We start from the raw sequence: 24,674 nt of genomic DNA, 5'->3' as shown, positions 1-24,674 counted from the left end.
ATGGCTAATATTCGTACTTTGACTTTTGACGCCATCATCGTTGGTGGTGGTGGTGCTGGCATGCGTGCAGCGCTGCAGCTGGCCCAGGGTGGTCACAAGACTGCTGTGGTAACCAAGGTGTTCCCGACCCGTTCGCACACAGTATCCGCCCAGGGCGGTATCACTTGTGCCATCGCCTCGGCGGACCCGAATGACGACTGGCGCTGGCACATGTACGACACCGTCAAGGGTTCCGACTACATCGGTGACCAGGACGCGATCGAATACATGTGTTCCGTAGGCCCCGAAGCCGTGTTCGAGCTCGAGCATATGGGCCTGCCGTTCTCCCGTACCGAGCAGGGCCGCATCTATCAGCGTCCGTTCGGTGGTCAGTCCAAGGATTATGGTAACGGCGGCCAGGCTGCCCGTACCTGTGCCGCTGCCGACCGTACCGGTCACGCGCTGCTGCACACCCTGTATCAGGCCAACATCAAGCACAACACCACCTTCCTCAACGAATGGTACGCAGTTGATCTGGTCAAGAACCAGGACGGCGCCGTCGTCGGTGTTATCGCCATCTGCATCGAAACCGGCGAAACCGTCTACATCCGCTCCAAGGCCACCGTACTGGCCACTGGTGGCGCGGGCCGCATCTATGCCTCTACTACCAACGCCCTGATCAACACCGGTGACGGTGTCGGCATGGCGCTGCGCGCTGGTGTGCCGGTACAGGACATGGAAATGTGGCAGTTCCACCCGACCGGCATCGCCGGTGCCGGGGTACTGGTTACCGAAGGTTGCCGTGGTGAAGGTGGATACCTGATCAACAAGCACGGTGAGCGCTTCATGGAGCGTTATGCGCCAAACGCCAAGGACCTTGCCGGTCGTGACGTTGTGGCCCGCTCCATGGTCAAGGAAATCCTGGCTGGCAACGGCTGTGGCCCGGATGGCGACCACGTGATGCTGAAGCTGGATCACCTGGGTGAAGAAGTACTGCACAGCCGCCTGCCGGGTATCTGTGAGCTGTCCAAGACCTTCGCCCACGTTGACCCGGTTACCGCTCCGGTACCTGTCGTACCGACCTGCCATTACATGATGGGTGGTGTTGCTACCAATATTCATGGTCAGGCGATTACCCAGGATGCCGCCGGCAACGATCACATCATCGATGGTCTGTTCGCCGTTGGCGAAGTGGCCTGCGTATCCGTACACGGCGCCAACCGCCTGGGAGGCAACTCGCTGCTCGACCTGGTGGTCTTCGGTCGCGCTGCCGGTCTGCACCTGGAAAGCGCACTGAAGGAAGGTATCGACTACCGCGGTGCTTCCGAGTCCGACATCGATGCCTCCCTGGCTCGCCTGTCCGGCATCAACACCCGTACCACGGGTGAAGAAGTTGCGCCCCTGCGCAAGGAACTGCAGAACTGCATGCAGAACTACTTCGGTGTATTCCGTACTGGTGAATACATGCAGAAGGGCATCAAGGAGCTGGAGAGCCTGCGCGAGCGTATTGCCAACGTCAAGATCGACGATAAGAGCAACGCGTTCAACACTGCGCGGATCGAAGCGCTGGAACTGCAGAACCTGCTGGAAGTGGCCGAAGCGACCGCTATCGCCGCTGAAGCGCGGAAGGAAAGCCGTGGCGCCCACGCTCGTGAAGACTACGAAGATCGTGACGATGAGAACTGGCTGTGCCACAGCATGTTCCATCCGCAGACCAAGCAGCTGACCAAGCGTAGCGTCAACTTCGCACCGAAAACCGTTCCGGTGTTTGAACCTAAAATCCGCACTTACTAAGGGGGTCCGGTATGTTGCAAGTCAGTATCTATCGTTACAACCCGGAGACCGACAAGGCTCCTTACATGCAGGATTTTCAGGTCGACACCGAAGGTAAAGACCTGATGGTGCTGGATGTGCTGCAGCTGGCCAAGGAGCAGGACGCGGGTCTGGGTTTCCGCCGCGCCTGCCGTGAAGGTGTCTGCGGTTCCGACGGCATGAGCATCAATGGCAAAAACGGCCTCGCTTGTATTACTCCGCTGTCTAGCGTAGTGAAGAACAACAAGCTGGTGCTGCGTCCGTTGCCAGGTTTGCCGGTAATCCGTGACCTGGTCGTCGATATGAGCATCTTCTACAAGCAGTACGAGAAAGTTCAGCCGTATCTGCAGAACGACACGCCGGCGCCGGCTATCGAGCGTCTGCAGTCGCCGGAAGAGCGGGAGAAGCTGGATGGCCTGTACGAGTGTATTCTCTGTGCATGCTGTTCCACCTCCTGCCCGTCGTTCTGGTGGAACCCGGACAAGTTCATCGGCCCCGCGGGTCTGTTGCAGGCTTACCGCTTCCTGGCGGACAGCCGCGACACCGAGACCGAGAATCGTCTGGCAGCGCTGGATGACCCGTTCAGTGTGTTTCGCTGCCGCGGTATCATGAACTGCGTTAATGTGTGCCCCAAGGGTCTGAACCCGACTCGTGCTATCGGCCACATTCGCAACATGCTGTTGCAGAGCGGTACCTGATCAGTAAGTGAATCGTTCCAGCTCCGGCAACGGAGCTGGTAACCCGAACAAATCGAACCGCGCCCACAAAGCTGCGGTTTGTTAGTACCTAAACCAACAGGGGCAACGGGTAACACCCGAACTATCTGTCGGGGCCGGCAATATTCCGGTTTCGCGGAATGTGACAGAGCAGGGCGACTGGCAGGGACAATGCCGAATGCTCATCTGACTGTTCTGCACGGAGGGCAATTCATTTTGCCTATTAATGGTCTTTGCGCCAGGTGGTGTCCCCTTATAGAGGGTGACCAAGCATGCCAGACAGCGAAATGCAGCAGCTGTGGAGTACCTCTCACCTATCCGGTGGGAATGCCTCCTATGTTGAAGAGCTCTATGAGCTCTATCTGCACGATCCCAACGGTGTCGCCGAGGAATGGCGCAGCTACTTCGACAAGCTGCCCCAGATCAACGGTTTCACTGGATCGGATATTTCCCACTCCACTATCCGTGAGCACTTTCTGTCGCTCGCCCGGAACACCCGACGCCCTCAGGCGGTCAGCGGTGGCCAGGTCAGCAGTGAGCGTGACAAGAAGCAGGTAGGCGTTCTGCGCCTGATTCAGGCCTATCGGATGCGGGGCCATCAAGCATCTCCCCTTGACCCTCTGGGTCTGTGGGAGCGGGAAGAGATCGCTGATCTGACATTGGCCGAGTACGGTCTGACCGATGCCGACCTGGACACTGTGTTCCGTACCGGCGAACTGAACATCGGCAAGGAAGAAGCTCCCCTTCGCGAAATCCTCGATGCGCTGAAATCGACCTATTGCAGCACCTATGGTGCTGAATACATGCACATCGTCGATTCCAACCAGCGTCGCTGGTTCCAGCAGCGTCTGGAAAGCGTACGCGGCAAGCCGCAGCACTCGGTGGAGAGCAAGCGCCACCTGCTTGAGCGCCTGACCGCGGCCGAAGGCCTGGAAAAGTACCTGGGCACCAAATACCCCGGTACCAAACGCTTTGGTGTGGAAGGCGGCGAGAGCCTGATTCCGATGCTCGACGAGATCATCCAGCGTTCCGGTTCCTACGGTGTCAATGAAGTGGTTCTGGGCATGGCCCACCGTGGCCGCCTCAACGTGCTGATCAACACTCTGGGCAAGAACCCGCGTGATCTGTTCGACGAGTTCGAAGGCAAGAAGATGATCGACCTGGGCTCCGGTGATGTGAAGTACCACCAGGGCTTTTCCTCGAACGTCATGACCTCCGGCGGTGAAGTGCATCTGGCACTGTCGTTCAACCCCTCGCACCTGGAAATCGTCTCTCCGGTGGTGGAAGGGTCGGTGCGTGCGCGTCAGGATCGCCGCAAGGATACCGCCGGTGACAAGGTAGTGCCGATCAGCATTCATGGTGATGCGGCATTCGCCGGGCAGGGTGTGGTCATGGAGACATTCCAGATGTCCCAGACTCGCGCCTACAAGACCGGCGGCACCATTCATATCGTGGTCAACAACCAGGTCGGCTTTACCACCAGCCGCCAGGATGATGCCCGTTCCACCGAGTATTGCACCGATATCGCCAAGATGATTCAGGCGCCGATCTTCCACGTCAACGGTGACGATCCGGAAGCGGTACTGTTCGTGACTCAGCTGGCAGTCGACTACCGCATGCAGTTCAAGCGTGACGTGGTGATCGATCTGGTGTGCTACCGCCGTCGTGGTCACAACGAAGCGGATGAGCCGTCCGGCACCCAGCCGCGCATGTACGCGATCATCGCCAAGCATCCGACTACCCGTGAGATCTATGCCAATCGCCTGGTTGAAGAAGGTGTGCTGGATGCGGAAGCGGTGCAGGCGCGGATCGAGGAATACCGTAACGCGCTGGACAACGGTGACCACGTGGTCAAGAGCCTGGTCAAGGAACCCGACACCGGTTCCTTCGTTAACTGGGCTCCCTACCTGGGGCATCAGTGGACCGCGCGTCACGATACCCGCTTTGATCTCAAGACACTGCAGGAACTGGCCAATCGCCTGAATGACCTGCCGGATGGCCTGGTGGTACAACGTCAGGTTTCCAAGATCGTCGATGATCGGCGCAAGATGGCGGCCGGCGGCCTGGCCCTGAACTGGGGCTTCGCCGAGACCATGGCTTATGCCACGCTGGTACACGAAGGTCATCCGGTGCGCATCACGGGTCAGGACGTGGGCCGCGGTACTTTCTCCCATCGTCATGCGGTGCTGCACAACCAGAAAGAGCAGGGCGCCTACGTCCCGCTGGCCAACCTGAGCGAGAACCAGCCGCGCTTCGATATCTACGACTCGCTGTTGTCGGAAGAAGCGGTGCTGGCATTCGAGTACGGCTACGCCACCACCACGCCCAACGCGCTGGTGGTCTGGGAAGCACAGTTCGGTGACTTCGCCAACGGTGCACAGGTGGTTATCGACCAGTTCATCACCAGCGGCGAGCACAAGTGGGGTCGCCTGTGCGGCCTGACCATGCTGCTGCCGCACGGCTATGAAGGTCAGGGGCCGGAGCACTCCTCGGCACGCCTGGAGCGTTTCCTGCAGCTGTGCGCCGAGCAGAACATCCAGGTCTGCGTACCGACCACGCCAGCTCAGATCTACCATCTGCTGCGCCGTCAGGTGATCCGTCCGCTGCGCAAACCGCTGGTAGTACTGACGCCCAAGTCTCTGTTGCGTCATAAACTGGCAATCTCGACCCTGGAAGATCTGGCTGAAGGATCCTTCCAGACCGTGATTCCCGAAGCCGATGCGATCGATCCGGCGAAGGTGGATCGCGTAGTCATGTGCAGCGGCAAGGTGTACTACGACCTGCTGGAAAAACGTCGTGCTGATGAGAACGAGAATGTTGCCATTGTCCGTATCGAGCAACTGTATCCGTTCCCCGAGGACGATCTGGCCGAGGTGCTGGCACCCTACACCAACCTGCAGAAAGTGGTCTGGTGTCAGGAAGAGCCCATGAACCAGGGCGCCTGGTACTGCAGTCAGCATCACATGCGTCGGGTACTGGCACAGCACAGCGTCAGCAATCTGTATCTGGACTACGCTGGACGAGAGGCTTCCGCGGCACCTGCCGGTGGCTATCCCTCCGTCCATGCGGAAGAACAAGCGAAACTCCTGCAAGATGCGCTCTACGCTTGAGCCTCTGCATAACACTGTTTATTTAAGGATCGACAATGGCTATTGAAATCAAGGCCCCCACATTTCCCGAATCGGTTGCCGACGGTACTGTTGCAACCTGGCACAAGCAGCCTGGCGATGCCGTCAAGCGTGATGATCTGATCGTCGATATCGAGACCGATAAGGTAGTTCTGGAAGTGTTGGCCGAGGCTGACGGCGTACTGGGCGAGATCATCAAGGGCGAAGGCGAAACCGTACTGAGCGCCGAGCTGCTGGGCACCCTGAACGAAGGCGGCGCTGCTGCTCCTCAAGCCGCTGCCGCCCCGGCCGCTGCTCCGGCTGCCGCCGCTGCACCTGCTGCTTCTGCGGCCGCTGACAGCGAAGGTGACGAGCAACTGCTGAACCCCGCAGCCCGCAAGCTGGCCGAAGAGAATGGCCTGAACCCGGCGGACATCAAGGGTACCGGCAAGGGTGGCCGCATCACCAAGGAAGACGTGCTCAACGCCATCGAAGCGAAGAAATCCGCTCCGGCCGCAGCCGCTGCACCGGCTGCCAAGCCTGCTGCTGCCGCTGCGTCCAGCGTGGTGCTGAGCGAAGGTGACCGCGTCGAGAAGCGCGTGCCCATGACCCGTCTGCGCGCCCGCATCGCTGAGCGTCTGGTCGAAGCACAGTCCAGCATGGCCATGTTGACCACCTACAACGAAATCAACATGAAGCCGATCATGGACCTGCGCAAGAAGTACAAGGACCTGTTCGAGAAGAAGCACAACGGTGTGCGTCTGGGCTTCATGTCCTTCTTCGTCAAGGCTGCTACCGAGGCGCTGAAGCGCTACCCGGCAGTCAACGCCTCGATCGATGGCAAGGACATCGTCTACCACGGTTACCAGGACATCGGCGTTGCCGTATCCAGTGATCGCGGCCTGGTGGTGCCGGTACTGCGTAACACTGAATTCATGAATCTGGCACAGGTCGAAGGTACCATTGCCGAGTACGGTCGCAAGGCACGTGACGGCAAGCTGTCCATGGAAGAAATGACTGGCGGCACCTTCACTATCTCCAACGGTGGCGTGTTCGGTTCCCTGTTGTCCTCGCCGATCGTCAACCCACCGCAGGCGGCGATCCTGGGCATGCACAAGATCCAGGACCGTCCGATGGCCGTTGACGGTCAGGTGGTGATCCTGCCGATGATGTATCTGGCGCTGTCCTATGACCACCGCCTGATCGATGGCAAGGAAGCGGTGAGCTTCCTGGTCGCCATCAAGGAACTGCTGGAAGATCCGGCGCGCATGCTGCTGGACATCTGATCCAGCATCGGTGTCAGGCTTCAACGCATCAAGCGGCAAGCTGCTGGTGGCGATCCCACCGGCAGCCTTGAGCACATAGCTGCAAAAAGAGGAATTGGTTTATGAGCGATAAATTTGATGTAGTGGTCATCGGTTCAGGCCCGGGAGGCTACGTAGCCGCTATCCGCGCTGCCCAGCTGGGTCTCAAGACAGCCTGTATCGAAAAGTACAAAGGCAAGGATGACAAGCTGGCCCTGGGTGGGACCTGCCTGAACGTGGGTTGCATTCCTTCCAAGGCGCTACTGGACAGCTCCTGGAAATACCATGAGGCAAAGGATGCATTCCAGGTTCATGGCATCAGCACTGGCGAAGTGAAGATGGACGTCAGCACGATGATTGGCCGCAAGGATCAGATCGTCAAGAACCTCACCGGCGGTGTTGCCGGGCTGCTCAAGGCCAATGGCGTCACTGTTTACCAGGGGCACGGCAAGCTGCTGGCCGGCAAGCAGGTCGAAGTCATCAAGGAAGACGGCAGCAGCGAAGTGCTGGCCGCTGAAAACGTCATTCTGGCTTCCGGCTCGCGTCCGGTCGAAATTCCGCCGGCTCCGGTGGATCAGAAGATCATCGTCGACTCCACTGGTGCCCTGGACTTTGAAGCGGTTCCGGCTCGTCTGGGCGTGATCGGCGCTGGCGTCATCGGTCTGGAGCTGGGTTCGGTGTGGTCCCGCCTGGGTGCGGAAGTGACCGTCATCGAGGCGCTGGACAAGTTCCTGCCCGCAGCTGACGAGCAGCTGTCCAAGGAAGCTCTGAAAATCTATACCAAGCAGGGCCTGAAGGTGCTGCTGGGTGCGCGCGTCACCGGCAGTGATGTCAAGGGCGAGGAAGTTACCGTCAAGTTCACTGATGCCAAGGGCGATCAGGAAGTGACCTTCGACAAGCTGATCGTTGCCGTTGGCCGTCGTCCGGTCACCACTGATCTGCTGGCTGCCGACTCCGGTATTACCCTGGATGAGCGCGGCTATGTCTACGTTGACGATCATTGCGCCACTTCGGTGCCGGGCGTGTACGCTATCGGTGACGTGGTGCGCGGTCTGATGCTGGCGCACAAGGCCTCGGAAGAGGGCGTGGTGGTTGCCGAGCGCATCGCCGGTCACAAGGCCCAGATGAACTACGATCTGATCCCGTCCGTCATCTACACCCATCCGGAAGCCGCCTGGGTTGGCCAGAACGAGCAGCAGTTGAAGGCCGAAGGCGTTGATATCAACGTCGGCGTGTTCCCCTTCGCTGCCAGCGGTCGTGCCATGGCTGCCAACGACACCAGCGGTTTCGTCAAGATCATCGCCTGCGCCAAGTCCGATCGCGTACTGGGTGTACACGTAATCGGCCCGAGCGCGGCCGAGCTGGTACAGCAGGGCGCCATTGCCATGGAATTCGGCACCAGCGCTGAAGATCTGGGCATGATGGTCTTTGCGCACCCGACCATGTCGGAAGCGATGAAGGAAGCTGCTCTGGCAGTGAGTGGTCAGGCCATTCACATCGCCAACCGCAAGAAGCGCTGAAGAATCTTCCCGGTTGCTGCCGGCAGGTCCCGCAGGGGGCGTGCCGGTAGCCTGGTTGCCATTCACAAGGCAAGGTCAACGGATTGACCATCACCCCTGGGAGGGTGAACCGGTGTGTCGGGTTTCTGATCCGGCAGCCTGACTGGTGGCGGTGGTGCGGTAGGGCCACCGTTATTGAATTCATATGAACAACGGTACAAAAGAATGAACCTTCACGAATATCAGGGGAAGCAGCTGTTCGCTGAGTACGGCCTTCCCGTCTCCAAGGGCATTGCTGTCGAGACTCCCGAAGCAGCTGCCGAGGCGTGCGATACCATTGGTGGTACTGAGTGGGTGGTCAAGGCCCAGGTGCATGCCGGTGGTCGTGGTAAGGCTGGCGGTGTGAAGCTGGTCAAGAGCAAGGAAGACGCCAAGGCCTTCGCTGAGCAGTGGCTGGGCAAGCGCCTGGTGACCTACCAGACAGACGCCAATGGTCAGCCGGTTGCCAAGATTCTGGTTGAATCCTGCACTGATATCGACCAGGAACTGTACCTGGGTGCCGTAGTGGACCGTTCCACTCGCCGTATCGTGTTCATGGCCTCCACCGAAGGTGGTGTTGAAATCGAGAAGGTCGCCGAGGAGACTCCCGAGAAGATCCTCAAGGCTACCATCGACCCGCTGGTTGGGCCGCAGCCCTACCAGGGCCGTGACCTGGCTTTCAAACTGGGCCTGAAGGGCGACCAGATCAAGCAGTTCACCAACATCTTCGTCGGACTGGGCAAACTGTTTGCCGATTACGATCTGGCGCTGCTGGAAATCAACCCGCTGGTCATCAAGAAAGACGGCAACCTGCACTGCCTGGACGCCAAGATCAACATCGATGCCAACGCTCTGTACCGTCAGCCCAAGCTGCGCGCCATGCACGATCCGTCCCAGGACGATCCGCGTGAAGCCCACGCTGCCCAGTTCGAACTGAACTACGTGGCGCTGGACGGCAACATCGGCTGCATGGTCAACGGTGCTGGCCTGGCCATGGGTACCATGGACATCGTCAACCACCACGGCGGCAAGCCGGCCAACTTCCTCGATGTTGGCGGTGGCGCAACCAAGGAGCGCGTAACCGAAGCGTTCAAGATCATCCTGTCCGACACCAATGTGGCTGCGGTTCTGGTCAACATCTTCGGCGGTATCGTTCGTTGCGACATGATTGCCGAAGGCATCATTGGTGCAGTCAAGGACGTAGGTGTGAAGGTGCCGGTCGTGGTACGTCTGGAAGGCAACAATGCTGACCTGGGCGCCAAGGTCCTGGCCGAAAGTGGTTTGAACATCATCGCTGCAACCAGTCTGACCGACGCTGCAGTACAGGTCGTGAAAGCGGCGGAGGGCAAGTAATGAGCATCCTGATCGACAAGAACACCAAGGTAATCTGCCAGGGTATCACTGGTTCCCAGGGTTCCTTCCACACCGAGCAAGCCATCGAATACGGCACCAAGATGGTTGGTGGTGTTACTCCTGGTAAGGGCGGTACTACTCACCTGGGTCTGCCCGTGTTCAACACTGTTGAAGAAGCGGTCCAGGCTACTGGCGCTGAAGCAACGGTTATCTATGTTCCGGCCCCGTTCTGCAAGGACTCCATCCTTGAAGCCGCTAACGCTGGTATCAAACTGATTGTCTGCATCACCGAAGGTATCGCTACCCTCGACATGCTGGATGCCAAGGTCAAGTGTGACGAACTGGGCGTGCGTCTGATCGGGCCGAACTGCCCGGGCGTGATCACCCCCGGCGAGAGCAAGATCGGCATCATGCCCGGTCACATCCACCTGCCGGGCAAGGTCGGTATCGTGTCGCGCTCCGGCACCCTGACCTATGAAGCGGTCAAGCAGACCACTGACGCCGGTTTCGGTCAGTCCAGCTGTGTTGGTATCGGTGGTGACCCGATCCCGGGCTCCAACTTCATCGACATTCTGGAAATGTTCCAGAACGACCCGCAGACCGAAGCGATCGTCATGATCGGCGAGATCGGTGGTAGCGCTGAAGAAGAAGCTGCCGCCTACATCAAGGCCAATGTGACCAAGCCGGTTGTGTCCTACATCGCAGGTGTTACTGCTCCGGCAGGCAAGCGCATGGGTCACGCTGGTGCGATCATCTCCGGCGGCAAGGGTACTGCCGACGAGAAGTTCGCCGCACTGGAAGACGCTGGCGTGAAGACCGTGCGTTCGCTTGCCGATATCGGCAAGGCACTGTCGGAACTGACCGGCTGGGCAATGAAGTAATACTTCTGCGCCATTAAAAAGCCCCGCTTCGGCGGGGCTTTTTTGTGGGTGCGATACGCGCTGTTCCACTGCGGGGCGGATCAACATGGGCCTTTGCCCTTCTGGCTGTTTATAATGCCGGTGATTTTTGCCTGTACCGGGCATACTGCAAAGAAGAATTTCGATGAAAACACTATCTCCGGCTAACCTCATAGCCCTTGGCTTCATGACTTTCGCCCTGTTTCTCGGGGCTGGCAACATCATCTTTCCGCCCAGTGCCGGCCTGTCCGCTGGCGTGAACATGTGGCCCACGGCCGCTGGGTTTCTGCTGACCGCGGTAGGCTTGCCATTGTTGACGCTGGTGGCCCTGGCCCGGGTGGGCGGTGGTATCCAGGAACTGACTGCGCCGCTGGGGCGCCTCCCGGGACTGTGCCTGGCCGTCCTGGTTTACCTGTCCATTGGGCCGCTGTTCGCTACGCCGCGCACGGCGGTTGTATCTTATGAAGTCGGCGTCGTCGGTCTGGTAGGTGACAGTTGGCAGACCTTGTTGATCTACTCGCTGCTGTACTTTGCCGTGGTGCTGGCGTTGGCGCTCAAGCCCGGCCGGCTGGTGGACAACATCGGCAAGTTGATCACTCCGGTGTTGCTGCTGGCGTTGGTGGTTCTTGGGCTGTCTGCGGTGCTGTTCCCTCTGGGCGAGGTGGGCGCGCCCATACCGACCTATCGCGACAGCCCACTGGTCGAAGGTGTGCTGCAAGGCTATCTGACCATGGACGCGCTGGGCGCCCTGGTGTTCGGTGTGGTGATCACCCGGGCGATTCGGGACCGCCAGGTGCAGGAAACCCATATCATCACCCGGTACACCGTTATCGCGGCGATCATCGCGGCGATTGGTCTGGCCCTCGTCTACCTTGCCCTGTTCCAGCTCGGCGGTACCAGCAGTGCACTGGTAGAGCCCGGCGCCAATGGCGGTGAGATTCTGGCGGCGTTCGTACAGCATCGTTTCGGCAATCTCGGCAGCCTGTTGCTGGCAGTGGTTATCACGCTGGCCTGCCTGACCACCGCGGTGGGGCTGATATCTGCCTGTGGCGCCTTCTTCAGCCGCGAGTTCCCGGTCAGCTATGCGCAGGTGGTCTGGGTATTCACCATCTTCTGCATGGCGGTAGCCAACCAGGGGCTGGACAGCCTGATCCGGGTCTCCATTCCGGTGCTGGTGGGGCTGTATCCGCTGGCGATCGTGCTGGTATGTCTTGGTTTGTTCATACCCGGCTGGCAGCGCCCGCAAAACATCATGCGCCCGGTGATGCTGGTGGCCCTGGTCTTTGGCATCATCGACGGCCTGAAGGCCGCCGGGTTCATCGAGCGGGACGTGGCCTGGCTCAGTTCACTGCCATTCACCTCACAGGGGCTGGGCTGGCTGGTGCCGGCTATCATCATGCTGATCGTGGCATTGGTGGTTGATCGCCTGCGCCACCCCAGGGGGCAACAGGCTTGATGGCATGTTTGAAGGAGAGGGAATGACCGGGCTACCCGATGCGGGATCGCTGTGGCTGAATCTCGCGGCACTGTGCTGGTTCATGTTCTGCTGGGTTGGCTACACGCGTTATGCCTGGCATCGGGGACGCGATACGCCTTGCCTGGCGAGTGTGTTGCATCTGTATCGCAAGGATTGGATGAGCCGGCTGCTGCTGCGTGAGCAGCGCATCGCCGATGCCAGCCTGATCAGCAACCTGGAACGAAATACCTCGTTCTTCGCCTCCAGTACGTTGCTGATCCTGGCGGGTCTGATCACGGTCATGGGGGCCAGCGACCAGGCACAGAATCTGCTGCACGATCTGCCCTTCGTGGCGCCGGTCAGCCGCGAGGTCTCGGAGATGAAATTGCTGATCATGCTCGGCATTTTTGTCTACGCCTTCTTTACTTTCTCCTGGGCCATGCGCCAATACAACTTTGCCTCGGTGCTGTTCGGTGCGGCGCCGCTGGTAGGGGAGAAGCATGTCAGTGAGATCGAGCGTAAGGCCTTCACCAGTCGGGCGGCCAAGGTGTTGTCCAAAGCAGCGCACTCGTTCAACCTGGGGCTGCGTTCCTATTATTTCGCCCTGGCGACACTCAGCTGGTTCATCAATCCCTGGGTGTTCATGATGATGACCACCGGCGTGGTGTACGTGTTGTACCGCCGGGAGTTTCGCTCTGCTGTACTGGAAGTGCTGATGGCGACGCCGACCCACTTTCCCGAATCGTCGGCCGAAGAGACCGCGAAACCGGAGCAGTGAGTGGTAGAAACATTACCGGCCGCAGAAGCGGCCGGTAATGTCGTGGGATACAGCAAATGAGCCAGCTTTATTCGGTCACAGCGGCCTTGATGTCCTCACCTTTCTCTTCCAGGTAAGCAGCCGAGTCGTCATAGGCTTCACCGATCCGCTCACCGGCTTCATCAAGATTTTCTTCGATCCTTTCCCCGGTGGTAGGTTCGTTGTTGAAGGTCTGGTCGGCCTTCTGCTCGATGGCCTCGCCCGCATCCTCGGCAGCGTCACCCATGTTTGCCATCGCATCGGACATCGACTCCTGGGCCGACTCCATCTTGTCTTCCGGCTCATCCTGGCAGGCTGCCAGCAAACCGAAACTAGCTATCAGGACGGCAGTTGCGCAAAGCTTTTTCATCTGATTCTCCAAGTGATGATTCACGAGAACTTAGTCCAACCGGAACGGCAAGAGTTCCCGCTGCGCTTAAATGAAGTCGGATATCGCCGCTGCTTTGGCGCCAACATGTCGCGATCTGTTAAAATCCATCCACTTTTACCCTGTCCGGTATGGATAACCTATGACCATCGAACAACGCGCGCAGAGCTTCCTTTCCGTGCTGCGCCACTGTCAACTGCTCGGCATGACGGTAGAACAGGCTGACGAGAACGGGCTGGTGATCAAGCTGCCCTACAGCGACCTCATCATTGGTAATCCGGTGACCGGAGTGGTCCATGGCGGGGCCATCACGACATTGATGGATACCTGTTGCGGTATATCGACGGTCTGTTATCTGGATGAGTTCGAGATCTGTCCGACGTTGGACCTGCGCATCGATTACATGCATCCGGCTGAACCCGGAGCGCCGATTTTCGGTTTTGCCGAATGCTACCGGGTGACCCCGACAGTGATCTTTACCCGTGGGGTGGCTTATCAGCAGAGTCGTGAAGAGCCGCTGGCCCATGTTGTTGGTACCTTCATGCGCATGGGTAAGGGAGCGATTGATAGCCAGAAGGTGCCGGCTGCGTCGGGAGGAACAGCATGAACGAGCATATAGAACAGCTGGTGCGGGATGCCCATGAGTCCGGTGACTACATGCCGCTGATCGCAGAAATTCCTTACGCCCGCATGCTCGGGATACGGGTGATGCGCCTCGGTGAGGAAATGATCTTTCATCTACCGATCAAGGCTGACAACATCGGTAACCCGATGCTGCCGGCGCTGCACGGTGGCGTGCTGGCTGGGTTCATGGAGCAAGCGGCGATGCTGCACCTGATGACCTCCATGCATAGCCAGACCTTCCCGAAGATCATCGACTTTTCCGTGGATTATCTGCGGGCCGGGCTGTCCCGTGATACCTATGCCACCTGCCAGGTATGGCGTCAGGGCCGCCGAGTGGGTAATGTGGCCATTACCGCCTGGCAAACCCGCTCGGAAGAACCGGTAGCCACTGCGCGAGCGCATTTCAAGCTGGATTGAACCAGGCATTCTGGCGCCAAAAGGAGATAGTCGAGACATGGAAGCCTTGATGATATTGGCCGGTGGGCTGTTGTTGGTGCTGGGCTGGTTCTGGTTGGTGATTGCAGCCATCCGTCTGTCCGTAGGCCGCATGCTGGTGGCCTTGTTTCTTGCTCCCCTCACTCTGTTTCTGCGTGGCCGCGGCTATCCGACCTGGCCGCGTTTGCTGTTGTTGCTGGGTATCGTCAGTCTGGTGGTCGGTACCCTTGAACTGCAGCGCCAGCAGCCCGAGCGGCTGGATCTGCTGTTGAGTGGCCACTGGTCCGCCGCCGCGCCGGCCACCAGCGATCTGCAGGGCACCATCATGGGGCAACCCTTTGTTCCCGAGCGGATAGTCTGGCGTGGTGAGGATCTGGTTTTCGAGGAAGGTCCGCCAGAGCGGCTGCGCCGGGTGCTGACCATTCGTTTCGCTGGCGCTCGCAGCTTGTTGCAGGAGCCAGTGGTCCAGCGTCTGCCCGGTGACGAGGGCGAGTGGCCCGAGCTGGTACTGCAGTGGTACTCAGGCGCGCTGGCGGCGCCGGGGCTGCGCAAGGTAGTGGATGACTACAGCCTGAGCCTGGATTTCGGCGAGCCGGTGCAAGGGCGGGTCGAGGGGCGTATCCACCTGCATCTGCCGACCATCTACAGCACCTGGCTGACCGGTCGCATTGAGTTGGCGTCGGTACCGCCATGGTTGCTCGAACGCGAGCAGGCCGAGCAGCTTGCGCAAGAACAGGCAGCCGCCCATGCCGCTGCAGCTGTCGCTCGGGAGGAGGGTCGACAGCCAGGGGAGGAGAAGGAATGGCAAGAGCTGAGCCTGCTGGCACTGATTGATGAGCCCGCGCTATTCAGCGGCTCGGCGGTGCGTCTGACGACCTGGTCGGGCCGGGTGCATCTGGGTGCCTTCCGTGAGCTCAGCGCGGAACAGCGGCTGATTCTCGCCCAGGCCCGGGGCGCGGATCAGGTCGAGCTGCATTTTCATCCGCTGGACATTCGTATGATCGAGTCGCGCGCCACGCCTTGAAATACGACTGCAGCATCCCCATCAAGGATCCATCCGCCCGCCCACGCGTGGGCCAACAATCCTTGTGAAACATGGAGATACTGCAAACATGACCGTGGAAGCCCAAAAGGAAACGCTCGGATTTCAGACCGAGGTGAAGCAACTGCTGCACCTGATGATCCATTCGATGTACTCGAACAAGGAGATCTTTCTCCGTGAGCTGATTTCCAACGCGTCGGACGCATCGGACAAACTGCGCTTCGAGGCGATCGCCAAGCCTGAGCTGCTGGAAGACGATCCGAACCTGCGTATCCGCATCAGTGCTGACGAACAGGCGAAGACGCTGACCATCGAGGACAACGGCATCGGCATGTCCCGCGATGAAGTCATCAGCCATCTGGGCACCATCGCCAAATCCGGCACCGCTGCCTTCATGCAGCAGTTGACCGGTGACCAGAAGAAGGACGCCAGTCTGATTGGCCAGTTCGGCGTGGGCTTCTACAGTGCCTTCATCGTCGCCGATAAGGTGGAAGTATTTACCCGCCGGGCCGGCGCCAGCGCCGCGGAAGGGGTGCGCTGGGAATCGGCTGGCGAAGGCGATTTCACCATCGAGAATATCGACAAGCCCGAGCGCGGCACCCGTATCGTTCTGCATCTCAAGGCAGACGAGAGCGAGTTCGCCGATGGCTGGCGCCTGCGCAACATCATCAAGAAGTATTCCGACCATATCTCCCTGCCCATCGAGCTGCCGAAGCAGCAGATGGGTGAAGAGCAGGACCAGCCGGCTGAGCCGGAGTGGGAAAGCGTCAACCGCGCCAGCGCCCTGTGGACCCGTCCGCGTACCGAGGTCAAGGAAGAGGAATACCAGGAGTTCTACAAGCATGTTGCCCACGACTTCGAGAACCCGCTGAGCTGGAGCCACAACAAGGTCGAAGGCAAGCTGGAGTACACCAGCCTGTTGTACGTACCGGGTCGTGCACCGTTCGATCTGTACCAGCGCGAGGCGCCGCGGGGCTTGAAATTGTATGTGCAGCGCGTATTCATCATGGATGACGCCGAGCAGTTCCTGCCGCTGTACCTGCGTTTCATCAAGGGTGTGGTCGACTCCAACGACCTGTCACTGAACGTTTCCCGCGAGATCCTGCAGAAGGATCCGGCCATCGACAGCATGAAGTCGGCACTGACCAAGCGTGTGCTCGACATGTTGGAGAAACTGGCGAAGAACGATGCCGAGCAATACGCCACCTTCTGGAAGGCCTTCGGCAGCGTGATGAAGGAAGGCCCGGCGGAAGACTTCGCCAACCGCGAGAAGATTGCTGGCCTGTTGCGCTTTGCTTCCACCGCGCAGAACGACGACAGCGAAGTGGTCAGCCTGGATGCCTATATCGAGCGCATGCAGGAAGGTCAGGACAAGATCTACTACCTCACCGGTGAGCGCTACAGCCAGGTCAAGAACAGCCCGCATCTGGAGATCTTCCGCAAGAAAGGCATCGAGGTGTTGCTGCTGACCGACCGGATCGACGAGTGGCTGATGAGCCATCTGAGCGAATACCAGGGCAAGCAGTTCGTCGACGTCGCCCGTGGCGATCTGGACCTGGGCAAGCTGGAAGGCGAGGAAGACAAGCAGGCGCAGGACGAAGTGGCCAAGGCCAAGGCGGACCTGGTGCAGCGGGTCAAGGATGTGCTCAAGGACAGCGTGGACGAGGTCAAGGTCTCCCACCGTCTGACCGACTCACCGGCGGTGCTGGTGGTCACTGAAGATGGCATGGGCCTGCAGATGCGCAAGATCCTCGAAGCCACCGGCCAGAAGGCGCCGGAAAGCAAGCCGATCCTGGAGATCAACCCGGCGCACCCGCTGCTGGGCAAGCTCGATCAGGAACAGGACGAGGACCGCTTTGCCGACCTCACCCATATCCTCTTCGACCAGGCGGCCCTGGCCGCCGGCGAAGCCCTGCAGGATCCGGGCAGCTACGTACGCCGCCTGAACGCGCTGTTGGTGGAACTGAGCAAGTAAACCTCTGCGCGATAAAAACGCCCGGCCCGGATTTCCGCGCCGGGCGTTTTTTCTTTCCCCATCGTCTATTCTTGCTGTTCAACACTCCTGCAAGGGACATCTGCATGAAGAAGACACTCACCACTCTCTTGATGACCGCGACGGTCGGGTTGGCGCAGGCGGATATGATTACGCACACAGTGGATTACGAAATCGATGGCGAGGCCTATCAGGGCTTGCTGGTGTATGACGAGGCGGTGACGGAGCCGCGTCCGGGTCTGTTGATGGTGCCGAACTGGATGGGCGTCACCGACAACGCGGCGAAGAAGGCCTACCGTGCTGCGGGTACCGATTATGTGGTGTTCATCGCTGACCTGTATGGCCGGGATATTCGCCCGACCGATGCGAAGCAGGCGAGCGCGGCGGCGGGGGAGGTACGTTCTGATCGTGCCGTGATGCGCAAGCGGGTCAATGCCGCTCTGGAAGTCTTCAAGGCGCAAAGCGATACGGTCGCGCTGGATACCCAGCGGCTGGGCGCCATCGGCTTCTGTTTCGGCGGCACGGCGGTATTGGAGCTGGCCCGCTCGGGTACCGAGATCGGCGGCGTGGTGTCCTTCCACGGTAATCTGGATACGCCGGACCCGGATGCTGCCAAGGCTATCCGGATGCCGCTGTTGGTGCTGCATGGGGCGGATGATCCCTACGTGCCGCCGGAGCAGGTGGCAGCCTTCGAACAGGAAATGCGCAACGCTGGCGTGGCGGACTGGCAGTTGCTCAGTTACGGCGGGGCAGTGCATTCGTTCACCGACCCATCGGCCAACGTGAAGGGCCAGGCCCAATACCATCCGCGGGTCGCTGAGCGCGCCTTCATGCAAATGCGCAGCTTCTTCGGCGAAGTGCTCGCCGACTGAAGTCGCCGGTGCTATGCATAATGCCATCGCGACTTCACCTTAACGGGTGATATTCAGCGAACTGATGAAGAGATGATGCGACTAGAGCTTTCATCAGCTCCCCATCAATAATACGAACAAGCAGCGAAGGCCAGGTAAGGCGAGATCGCGCACCGATAACAATAAACGATGGAGATGGATCATGTCGCAACCTGAACTGCCCGGCTGGCGCTGGGGACCCTTTACCTTCCGCTTGCCGTTCTACCACACCCGGTTGTACTGGCCGGAACTGTTTCAGGGCATCTTCATTGCTGCGGCGACGGGGTTATCCCTTATTCCGCTGATGACCATGTTCTTCGGTCTTACCTTCGAGGAGGCCGTTGCCGCCTCGATGATCCATTCGATCCTGATCAGCTCAGCGTTGATCGTGTTTGGTGAGCCCTATGCGCCGGGCTGGCTTACCCCTGCGCTGCCGCTGGCGCTGGCCTTTGCCATCGGCGCGGGGGACGATCCGACGCTGCGACTGCAGGCGATGACGGCGCTGTCGCTGGATTTTGCGCTGTTGCTGTTCGTGCTGGGCCTGACCGGCCTGGGCAAGAAGTTCGTCATCTGGCTGCCGGATACTCTCAAGGCCGGGATCATCCTGGGGGCCGCCCTGGCTGCGCTCAAGCGGGTATTCATCGATGACGCCGAGCGTTTTCTCCTGCAGCAACCTATCGCCACCACCTTGGCCTGCGCGGTGTGCCTGATCTTTGCCTTTTCCCTGCCGATGCAGCGGCTCAAGGAGAAATACCGCTGGGTTGCCATGATCGCGGCGCTGGGGCTGCTGCCGGGCTTTGTCATCGCCGGGATTGTCGGGCCGCTGGTGGGAGAGGTCGCCTATGACGTGCAGTGGGGGTTTTTAATCCCACCGGTCGGCGATATGTGGAACAAGATGTCGCCGTTTGCCATTGGTTTCCCGGACATGAGCATGATGATCCAGGCCATGCCGCTGGCCATCATCACTTATGTCATCCTGTTCGGTGACCTGGTGACCGGCAACGAAGTGATCCGCGAGGGCCTGAAAGAGCGCAACGATGAACACATCGACATCAATCCGACCCGTTCGCATTTCGCCCTGGCCATCCGTAACGCAGTGATGGGTATCAGCGCACCGTTTTTCCCCACTCAGGGGCCGATGTGGACCGGCGTTCACGTGATCATCATCCAGCGCTGGAAGCAGGGTCGGCAGACCATGGATAGTCTGCACAGCGGGCTGATCTCCTATTACGGCATGGGCATCCCGATTCTGTTCTTCCTGTTGCCACTGGTAACCGGCCTGCAGCCGCTGCTGGGCATCGCGCTGTCGTTGACGCTGGTGCTGACCGGTTTTGCCTGCGCCTATATCGCCATGGCCATTCCCAAGAACAACGCGTCGCGGGGCGCGGTGCTGTTGATTGGTGCGGGGCTGGCCTTCTTCGAGCCCTGGGTGGGCCTGCTGTTCGGTGTGTTGACCACACTGCTGCTGGTGGGCTGGGATCGCAGCGTTGAGCCGATTCCCGAGGAGCATGAGGAAGCGCCGGCACCGGCACCGGTGAAGCTGGAGGCCGAAGGCTAGAGCAAATAAACAGGCCTCGGGATGATAGACTGCCGTCTCGGCACAATCACCCGAGGCCCTTGCATTGCGACCCAGTAGCGACAATTCCTATGCCGGTGGTCCGGTCAACTGGCGGATCATCCGCAGTCTCCTTCCCTATCTGAGTGAGTTCCGTGGCCGGGTGGCCCTGGCCATGACCTGTCTGTTGCTGGCCAAGCTGGCCGGGGTGGCGGTGCCCTGGATGCTAAAGCTGATTGTCGAGCATTACGAGGCAGTCACCGATGCGCTGATCCTGGTGCCGGTGGCGTTGCTGACGGCATACGGCCTGCTGCGTTTCTCCACAGTGTTCTTCTCCGAATTGCGTGATGCGGTGTTCGCCCGGGTAGCCGAGCGGGCAATGCGGCGGGTATCGCTCAAGGTATTCGAGCACCTGCACCGGTTGGATCTTGGCTTTCATTTGTCGCGCCGGACCGGTGGACTGGCGCGGGATATCGAGCGCGGTACCAGTGGCATCAGCTTTCTGTTGCGCTTCATGGTGTTCAATATCCTGCCGACCTTGCTGGAAATTGGCCTGATCACTGTCATTCTGCTGGCCAACTTCAGTCCGGTGTATGCGTTGACGGTACTCGGTGCGGTGGTGGTTTATAGCCTGTTCACCATTGACTTTACCGAATGGCGCAACCGCTTCGTGCGTGAAAGCAATCAGCTCGACAACCGCTCCAATACCCGAGCAGTGGACAGCCTGCTGAACTATGAAACGGTGAAGTATTTCGGTAACGAGCTGTTTGAGGCCAGGCAGTACGACGAGCACCTGGCTGGCTGGGAATCAGCGCGGATGAAGACTCGGCTGTCGTTGTCAGCGCTGAATTCGGGGCAGGCGTTGATCATTGCCGGCTCGGTGACGCTGATGATGGTACTGGCGGCGAACCAGGTGTCCGCTGGTAGCATGACGCTGGGTGAGTTGGTCATGATCAACGCCTACATGATCCAGCTGTTCGTTCCGCTGAATTTCCTCGGTTTCATCTACCGGGAAATTCGTGAAGCGCTGATCAATATCGAGCGGTTGTTCGGATTGCTGGAGGCACCGGTCAAGGTGGCTGATGTGGATGAGGCGGCAGCGCTGCGGGTTGAGGGCGGCACGGTGCGCTTCGAGCACGTCAATCATTCTTACACGGCGGAGCGGCCGATCCTCAAGGACGTCAGCTTTACGATTCCGGCCGGCCAGACGTTGGCTGTGGTCGGCCCCAGCGGCGCCGGTAAGTCCACGCTGGCGCGGTTGCTGTTTCGCTTCTATGACGTCAGCAGTGGCGGCATCACCATTGATGGTCAGGATATCCGCACGGTGACCCAGCGCAGCCTGCGCCAGGCCATCGGCGTGGTGCCGCAGGATACCGTGCTGTTCAATGACAGCATCGGTTACAACATTGCCTACGGTAAGCCGGGTGCCAGCGATGAGGAAGTCTGGGCGGTGTTGCGCATGGCGCAGCTGGAAGACTTTGTCCAACGGCTGCCCGAAGGCCTGCAGACGCAAGTGGGGGAGCGGGGGCTGAAGCTGTCCGGCGGCGAGAAGCAGCGTATCGCCATCGCCCGGGTGCTGCTCAAGGACCCACAATTGCTGATCCTCGACGAGGCGACCTCGTCACTGGATACGCATTCGGAGCGGCGGATTCTGGACGCGCTGAACCTGGTATCGCGGCGGCGTACCACCCTCGCCATTGCTCATCGGCTGTCAACCATCACCCATGCGGAGCAGATCCTGGTGCTGGACCAGGGGCAGGTGGTGGAGCAGGGCACGCATCAGCGGTTACTGGCGGCGGGCGGAGCCTATGCGCGGCTGTGGGCGGAGCAGCAGCGTGAAGGGGAGGACACCTCCGAAGCCTGAGCACCATAGCTAGCCGGCAACACCGCTGGGCCGGGATAGACCCCGGCCCGCCGTGAACATCCTGGCTCAACCGGGTCGCATTTCCTCCTGTGAAAAATCATCCACCTCAATGACCGCCCGGCGGGCCAGCCGGGCATCACGCAGCTTCTGCGCTTCATCGGGGCTGAGGACGCCGCTTTCGGCCGCGACCGCAAGATCATCGGCTGCACTTTCATGTTCCAGTTCGCCGGAGCGGATCGCCTTGCTCAGGCGGTGCTCGATCGGGTCGGCGAGGATGACCTTGTCCAGCGTGTCATTGAGCAGACCGGTGACATCGTCCGGATCGCTGCTGCGGTAGCAGCCAGCCAGCAGGCGGTCGCGTGAGGCGCCGGGGGTCATCAACCGACGCGCGACCTCACCGCCGGTGCGGTCGGACGGTGGCTTGAGACGCCGGCCCAGCGGGAAGATCAACACCCGCAAGGCGATACCCATGCAGCGGTCCGGGAAGTTCAGCAGAATCTCGTGCATGGCCTGTTCGATCTTCGCCAGCAGGTCCTCCACCCCCCAGCGCAACAGCGGCAGATCTTCTTCCGGTTCACCCTGGTCGTGATAATGCTTGAGCGTGGCGCTGGCCAGGTAGATGAAGCTGAGCACGTCGCCCAGCCGGGCTGACAGCCGCTCGCGCCGTTTCAGCTCGCCACCCAGCATCAGCATGCTGGTATCGGTCAAGGTAGCGAAGGCCGCGCTGAGGCGTGACAGCTGCCGATAATAAGCACGGGTGTCGTCGTTGCCCGGAGTTTTCACCAAAGCACCGCAGGTCAGGCCCAGCAGCAGGCTGCCGGCGGCGTTGCCCAGGGCGTGACCGATGTGTTCGAACAGCAGTCTGTCGAAGCGCGCGATGGCACGGTCCTGGTCCGGGTCCTGGGTGGCCTGCATTTCCTGCAACACGTACGGGTGGCAACGAATCGCACCCTGACCGAAGATCATCATGCTACGGGTGAGGATATTGGCCCCTTCCACGGTGATGGAAATCGGCACCGACTGATAACCGCGGCCGAGGTAATTCTTCGGCCCCATGCAGATGCCCTTGCCACCATGCACATCCATGGCGTCGTTGATGCATTGGCGCATACGCTCGGTGAGGTGATACTTGACCACGCCGGACAGCACGGCAGGTTTCTCGCCCAGGTCCACCGCGCCAGCGGTCATGGTGCGGGCTGCGTCCATCACATAGGTATTGCCGCCAATGCGCGCGAGCGCTTCCTGTACGCCTTCGAACTCGCCGATGGGCAGGTTGAACTGGCGCCGGATACGGGCATAGGCCCCGGTGGTCATGCTGGTCATCTTCGCCGCGCCGGTGCTGCCGGCCGGCAGGGAAATCGAACGTCCCACGGCCAGGCAATTCATCAGCATCTTCCAGCCATGGCCGATCATCGGCTGGCCGCCGATCAGGTAATCCATCGGAATGAACACATCCTTGCCGGAGTTCGGCCCGTTCATGAAGGCCGCATTGAGCGGGAAATGGCGGCGCCCGATCTCGACGCCCTCGGTATCCGTGGGAATAAGTGCCAGGGTGATGCCCAGGTCTTCCTGATCTCCCAGCAGGCCGTCGGGGTCATAGACCTTGAAAGCCAAGCCGAGCAGCGTGGCTACTGGGCCGAGGGTGATGTAGCGCTTCTCCCAGGTCACGCTCAGGCCCAATACCTCTTCCCCTTGCCATTGCCCCCGGCAGACGATGCCCCGGTCCGGCATGCCACCGGCATCCGAGCCGGCTTCGGGAGAGGTCAGGGCGAAGCAGGGCACTTCCTGCCCGGCCGCCAGGCGCGGCAGGTAATATTGCTTCTGGTCGTCGGTGCCGTACTGCATCAGCAGCTCGGCGGGGCCCAGGGAGTTGGGGACCATCACTGTGGATCCCAGATCGCCACTGCGGCTGGCCAGCTTCATGGCGACCTGTGAATGGGCGTAGGCTGAGAAGCCCTTGCCGCCGTATTCTCTGGGAATGATCAGGCCGAAGAAGCCGTTGCCCTTGATGAAGTCCCAGACCGGCGCCGGCAGGTCCTGCAGTTCGGTGGTGACCTGCCATTCATTGGTCATGCTGCAGAGCTCTTCCACCGGTCCATCGAGAAAAGCCTGTTCCTCTGCGGTCAGGGTGGGCATGGGGTAGCTGTGCAGTCGGTTCCAGTCGGGGCGGCCACTGAAAATCTCGCCGTCCCACCAGACGGTGCCGGCATCCAGTGCTTCCTGTTCGGTGTCGGAAATCGGTGGCAGCACCTTGCGAAACCAGTGGAACAGTGGGGTAGTAATGCTGCGGCGGCGCCAGTCGGTCAAGTTCAGCGGAATGGCAACGCCGAGGAACAGCGCCCACAGGATGATATCCAGCAGCCAGTGGACCGGGCCCAGCAGGGTCATTGCCAGCAGGTAGACGCCGACGACCAGGCAGCCGTTCAGCAGGCCGCTGCGTACCCAGGCGAGCACGGCAACGAGAAGTATCAGGCCCAGCAGCCAGAGCAGGGTCAACATGAAGCACTCCTTCAGGGTGGAAATCCAGCTTTCAGCATAGTCGGTCTGCCGTCACTATGTGGCTGGGGCTGTAACGGGATATCACCTGGGAGGAGGGGCAGGAAAGGAAAAAGGGCAACAGCGCAGGTCTGTTGCCCCGGTAGGGCAGAGTATCAGGGCTCGATATTGGCCGTATCGTACTGGATGGTGCGGCCAGCCAGGTAGCAGTGGAAGCAGGCCCAGATATTCATCAGCGATGCGGCGATCAGCGCATAGCGCAGGCTATCCATGCCGTAGGCTGTGTTCATGAGATCACTGGCCAGGCCTATCAGTTGCGGGCCGAAACCCAGACCGAACAGTGTTATCAGTATCACCGTGAGGCTTGAATCCGCGGATTTCGCCCCCATATCGTCGGGCTGATCCATGAATTGATTGAGGGGCATGC

Annotated in this window: 19 protein-coding genes; 16 read left to right on the top strand and 3 right to left on the bottom strand. The window is 60.1% G+C overall.

Translation table 11 applies throughout. The annotated features are described in order from the left end of the window. From sdhA to DHB74_RS07550, 9 genes are all read left to right on the top strand, one after another. Positions 1–1,773 carry a succinate dehydrogenase flavoprotein subunit gene (gene sdhA / locus DHB74_RS07590; protein WP_036992525.1) on the top strand — a complete coding sequence of 591 codons (1,773 nt, stop codon included), beginning with the start codon at positions 1–3 and terminating at the stop codon, positions 1,771–1,773. An 11-nt stretch (positions 1,774–1,784) separates the two neighbouring features. Next, the gene (locus tag DHB74_RS07585) at positions 1,785–2,489 is read left to right on the top strand and encodes a succinate dehydrogenase iron-sulfur subunit (RefSeq protein WP_036992524.1); all 705 of its coding nucleotides are present in this window, start codon (positions 1,785–1,787) and stop codon (positions 2,487–2,489) included. Between the two features lie 290 nt (positions 2,490–2,779). Next, on the top strand, positions 2,780–5,617 hold the full coding sequence (locus tag DHB74_RS07580) for a 2-oxoglutarate dehydrogenase E1 component (protein ID WP_280165522.1): 2,838 nt from the start codon (positions 2,780–2,782) through the stop codon (positions 5,615–5,617). Between the two features lie 35 nt (positions 5,618–5,652). Next, complete coding sequence (gene odhB / locus DHB74_RS07575; protein ID WP_136869811.1) at positions 5,653–6,900, top strand: 2-oxoglutarate dehydrogenase complex dihydrolipoyllysine-residue succinyltransferase; 1,248 nt, start codon at positions 5,653–5,655, stop codon at positions 6,898–6,900. Positions 6,901–7,001: 101 nt separating this feature from the next. Next, entirely contained in the window at positions 7,002–8,438 is a 1,437-nt protein-coding gene (gene lpdA, locus DHB74_RS07570) for a dihydrolipoyl dehydrogenase (RefSeq protein WP_499161143.1), read from the top strand. 204 nt (positions 8,439–8,642) lie between these two features. Beyond that, on the top strand, positions 8,643–9,809 hold the full coding sequence (sucC, locus tag DHB74_RS07565; RefSeq protein WP_036992520.1) for an ADP-forming succinate--CoA ligase subunit beta: 1,167 nt from the start codon (positions 8,643–8,645) through the stop codon (positions 9,807–9,809). Then, positions 9,809–10,690: a succinate--CoA ligase subunit alpha gene (gene sucD / locus DHB74_RS07560; RefSeq protein WP_036992518.1), complete on the top strand. Its 882-nt coding sequence runs from the start codon at positions 9,809–9,811 to the stop codon at positions 10,688–10,690. The genes sucC and sucD overlap by 1 nt, the downstream gene beginning before the upstream one ends. 163 nt (positions 10,691–10,853) lie before the next feature. Beyond that, the gene (gene brnQ / locus DHB74_RS07555) at positions 10,854–12,164 is read left to right on the top strand and encodes a branched-chain amino acid transport system II carrier protein (protein WP_036992516.1); all 1,311 of its coding nucleotides are present in this window, start codon (positions 10,854–10,856) and stop codon (positions 12,162–12,164) included. A 22-nt stretch (positions 12,165–12,186) separates the two neighbouring features. Next, positions 12,187–12,942, top strand: a complete 756-nt coding sequence (locus DHB74_RS07550) for a DUF599 domain-containing protein (protein WP_051611327.1) — start codon at positions 12,187–12,189, stop codon at positions 12,940–12,942. 67 nt (positions 12,943–13,009) lie between these two features. Here DHB74_RS07550 and DHB74_RS07545 read toward each other — a convergent pair whose 3' ends face one another. Beyond that, the gene (locus tag DHB74_RS07545; RefSeq protein WP_499161142.1) at positions 13,010–13,330 is read right to left on the bottom strand and encodes a hypothetical protein; all 321 of its coding nucleotides are present in this window, start codon (positions 13,328–13,330) and stop codon (positions 13,010–13,012) included. A gap of 160 nt (positions 13,331–13,490) precedes the next feature. Here DHB74_RS07545 and DHB74_RS07540 point away from each other — a divergent pair, with 160 nt between their 5' ends. The 7 genes from DHB74_RS07540 to DHB74_RS07510 all read left to right on the top strand — a co-directional run bounded on the left by DHB74_RS07540 (position 13,491) and on the right by DHB74_RS07510 (position 21,751). Next, positions 13,491–13,955: a PaaI family thioesterase gene (locus DHB74_RS07540; protein WP_036992514.1), complete on the top strand. Its 465-nt coding sequence runs from the start codon at positions 13,491–13,493 to the stop codon at positions 13,953–13,955. Continuing rightward, a complete protein-coding gene (locus tag DHB74_RS07535; protein ID WP_036992513.1) occupies positions 13,952–14,389 on the top strand; it encodes a PaaI family thioesterase in 438 nt (145 codons plus the stop codon). Before DHB74_RS07540 ends, DHB74_RS07535 begins: the two co-directional genes overlap by 4 nt. Positions 14,390–14,426: 37 nt before the next feature. After that, the gene (locus DHB74_RS07530) at positions 14,427–15,431 is read left to right on the top strand and encodes a hypothetical protein (RefSeq protein WP_499161141.1); all 1,005 of its coding nucleotides are present in this window, start codon (positions 14,427–14,429) and stop codon (positions 15,429–15,431) included. A gap of 88 nt (positions 15,432–15,519) precedes the next feature. Beyond that, positions 15,520–17,424 carry a molecular chaperone HtpG gene (gene htpG / locus DHB74_RS07525; RefSeq protein ID WP_499161140.1) on the top strand — a complete coding sequence of 635 codons (1,905 nt, stop codon included), beginning with the start codon at positions 15,520–15,522 and terminating at the stop codon, positions 17,422–17,424. A 104-nt stretch (positions 17,425–17,528) separates the two neighbouring features. After that, entirely contained in the window at positions 17,529–18,314 is a 786-nt protein-coding gene (locus DHB74_RS07520) for a dienelactone hydrolase family protein (protein WP_074780087.1), read from the top strand. Between the two features lie 181 nt (positions 18,315–18,495). Then, entirely contained in the window at positions 18,496–19,890 is a 1,395-nt protein-coding gene (locus tag DHB74_RS07515) for a hypothetical protein (RefSeq protein WP_499161139.1), read from the top strand. Positions 19,891–19,954: 64 nt separating this feature from the next. Beyond that, positions 19,955–21,751, top strand: a complete 1,797-nt coding sequence (locus DHB74_RS07510) for an ABCB family ABC transporter ATP-binding protein/permease (RefSeq protein ID WP_499161138.1) — start codon at positions 19,955–19,957, stop codon at positions 21,749–21,751. 66 nt (positions 21,752–21,817) lie between these two features. Here the strand turns inward: DHB74_RS07510 and DHB74_RS07505 are convergent, their stop codons facing one another. Next, on the bottom strand, positions 21,818–24,247 hold the full coding sequence (locus tag DHB74_RS07505; RefSeq protein WP_499161382.1) for an acyl-CoA dehydrogenase: 2,430 nt from the start codon (positions 24,245–24,247) through the stop codon (positions 21,818–21,820). Positions 24,248–24,402: 155 nt separating this feature from the next. Further along, the gene (locus DHB74_RS07500) at positions 24,403–24,672 is read right to left on the bottom strand and encodes a hypothetical protein (protein ID WP_499161137.1); all 270 of its coding nucleotides are present in this window, start codon (positions 24,670–24,672) and stop codon (positions 24,403–24,405) included. Between the last annotated feature and the right edge of the window lie 2 nt (positions 24,673–24,674).

It is taken from the genome of Pseudomonas sp. G11-1 (genome assembly GCF_024031555.1).
Classification (GTDB): domain Bacteria; phylum Pseudomonadota; class Gammaproteobacteria; order Pseudomonadales; family Pseudomonadaceae; genus Halopseudomonas; species Halopseudomonas bauzanensis.
The sequence above is the reverse complement of the archived record's forward strand: the minus strand, read 5'-3'. Positions and strand labels throughout refer to the sequence as shown.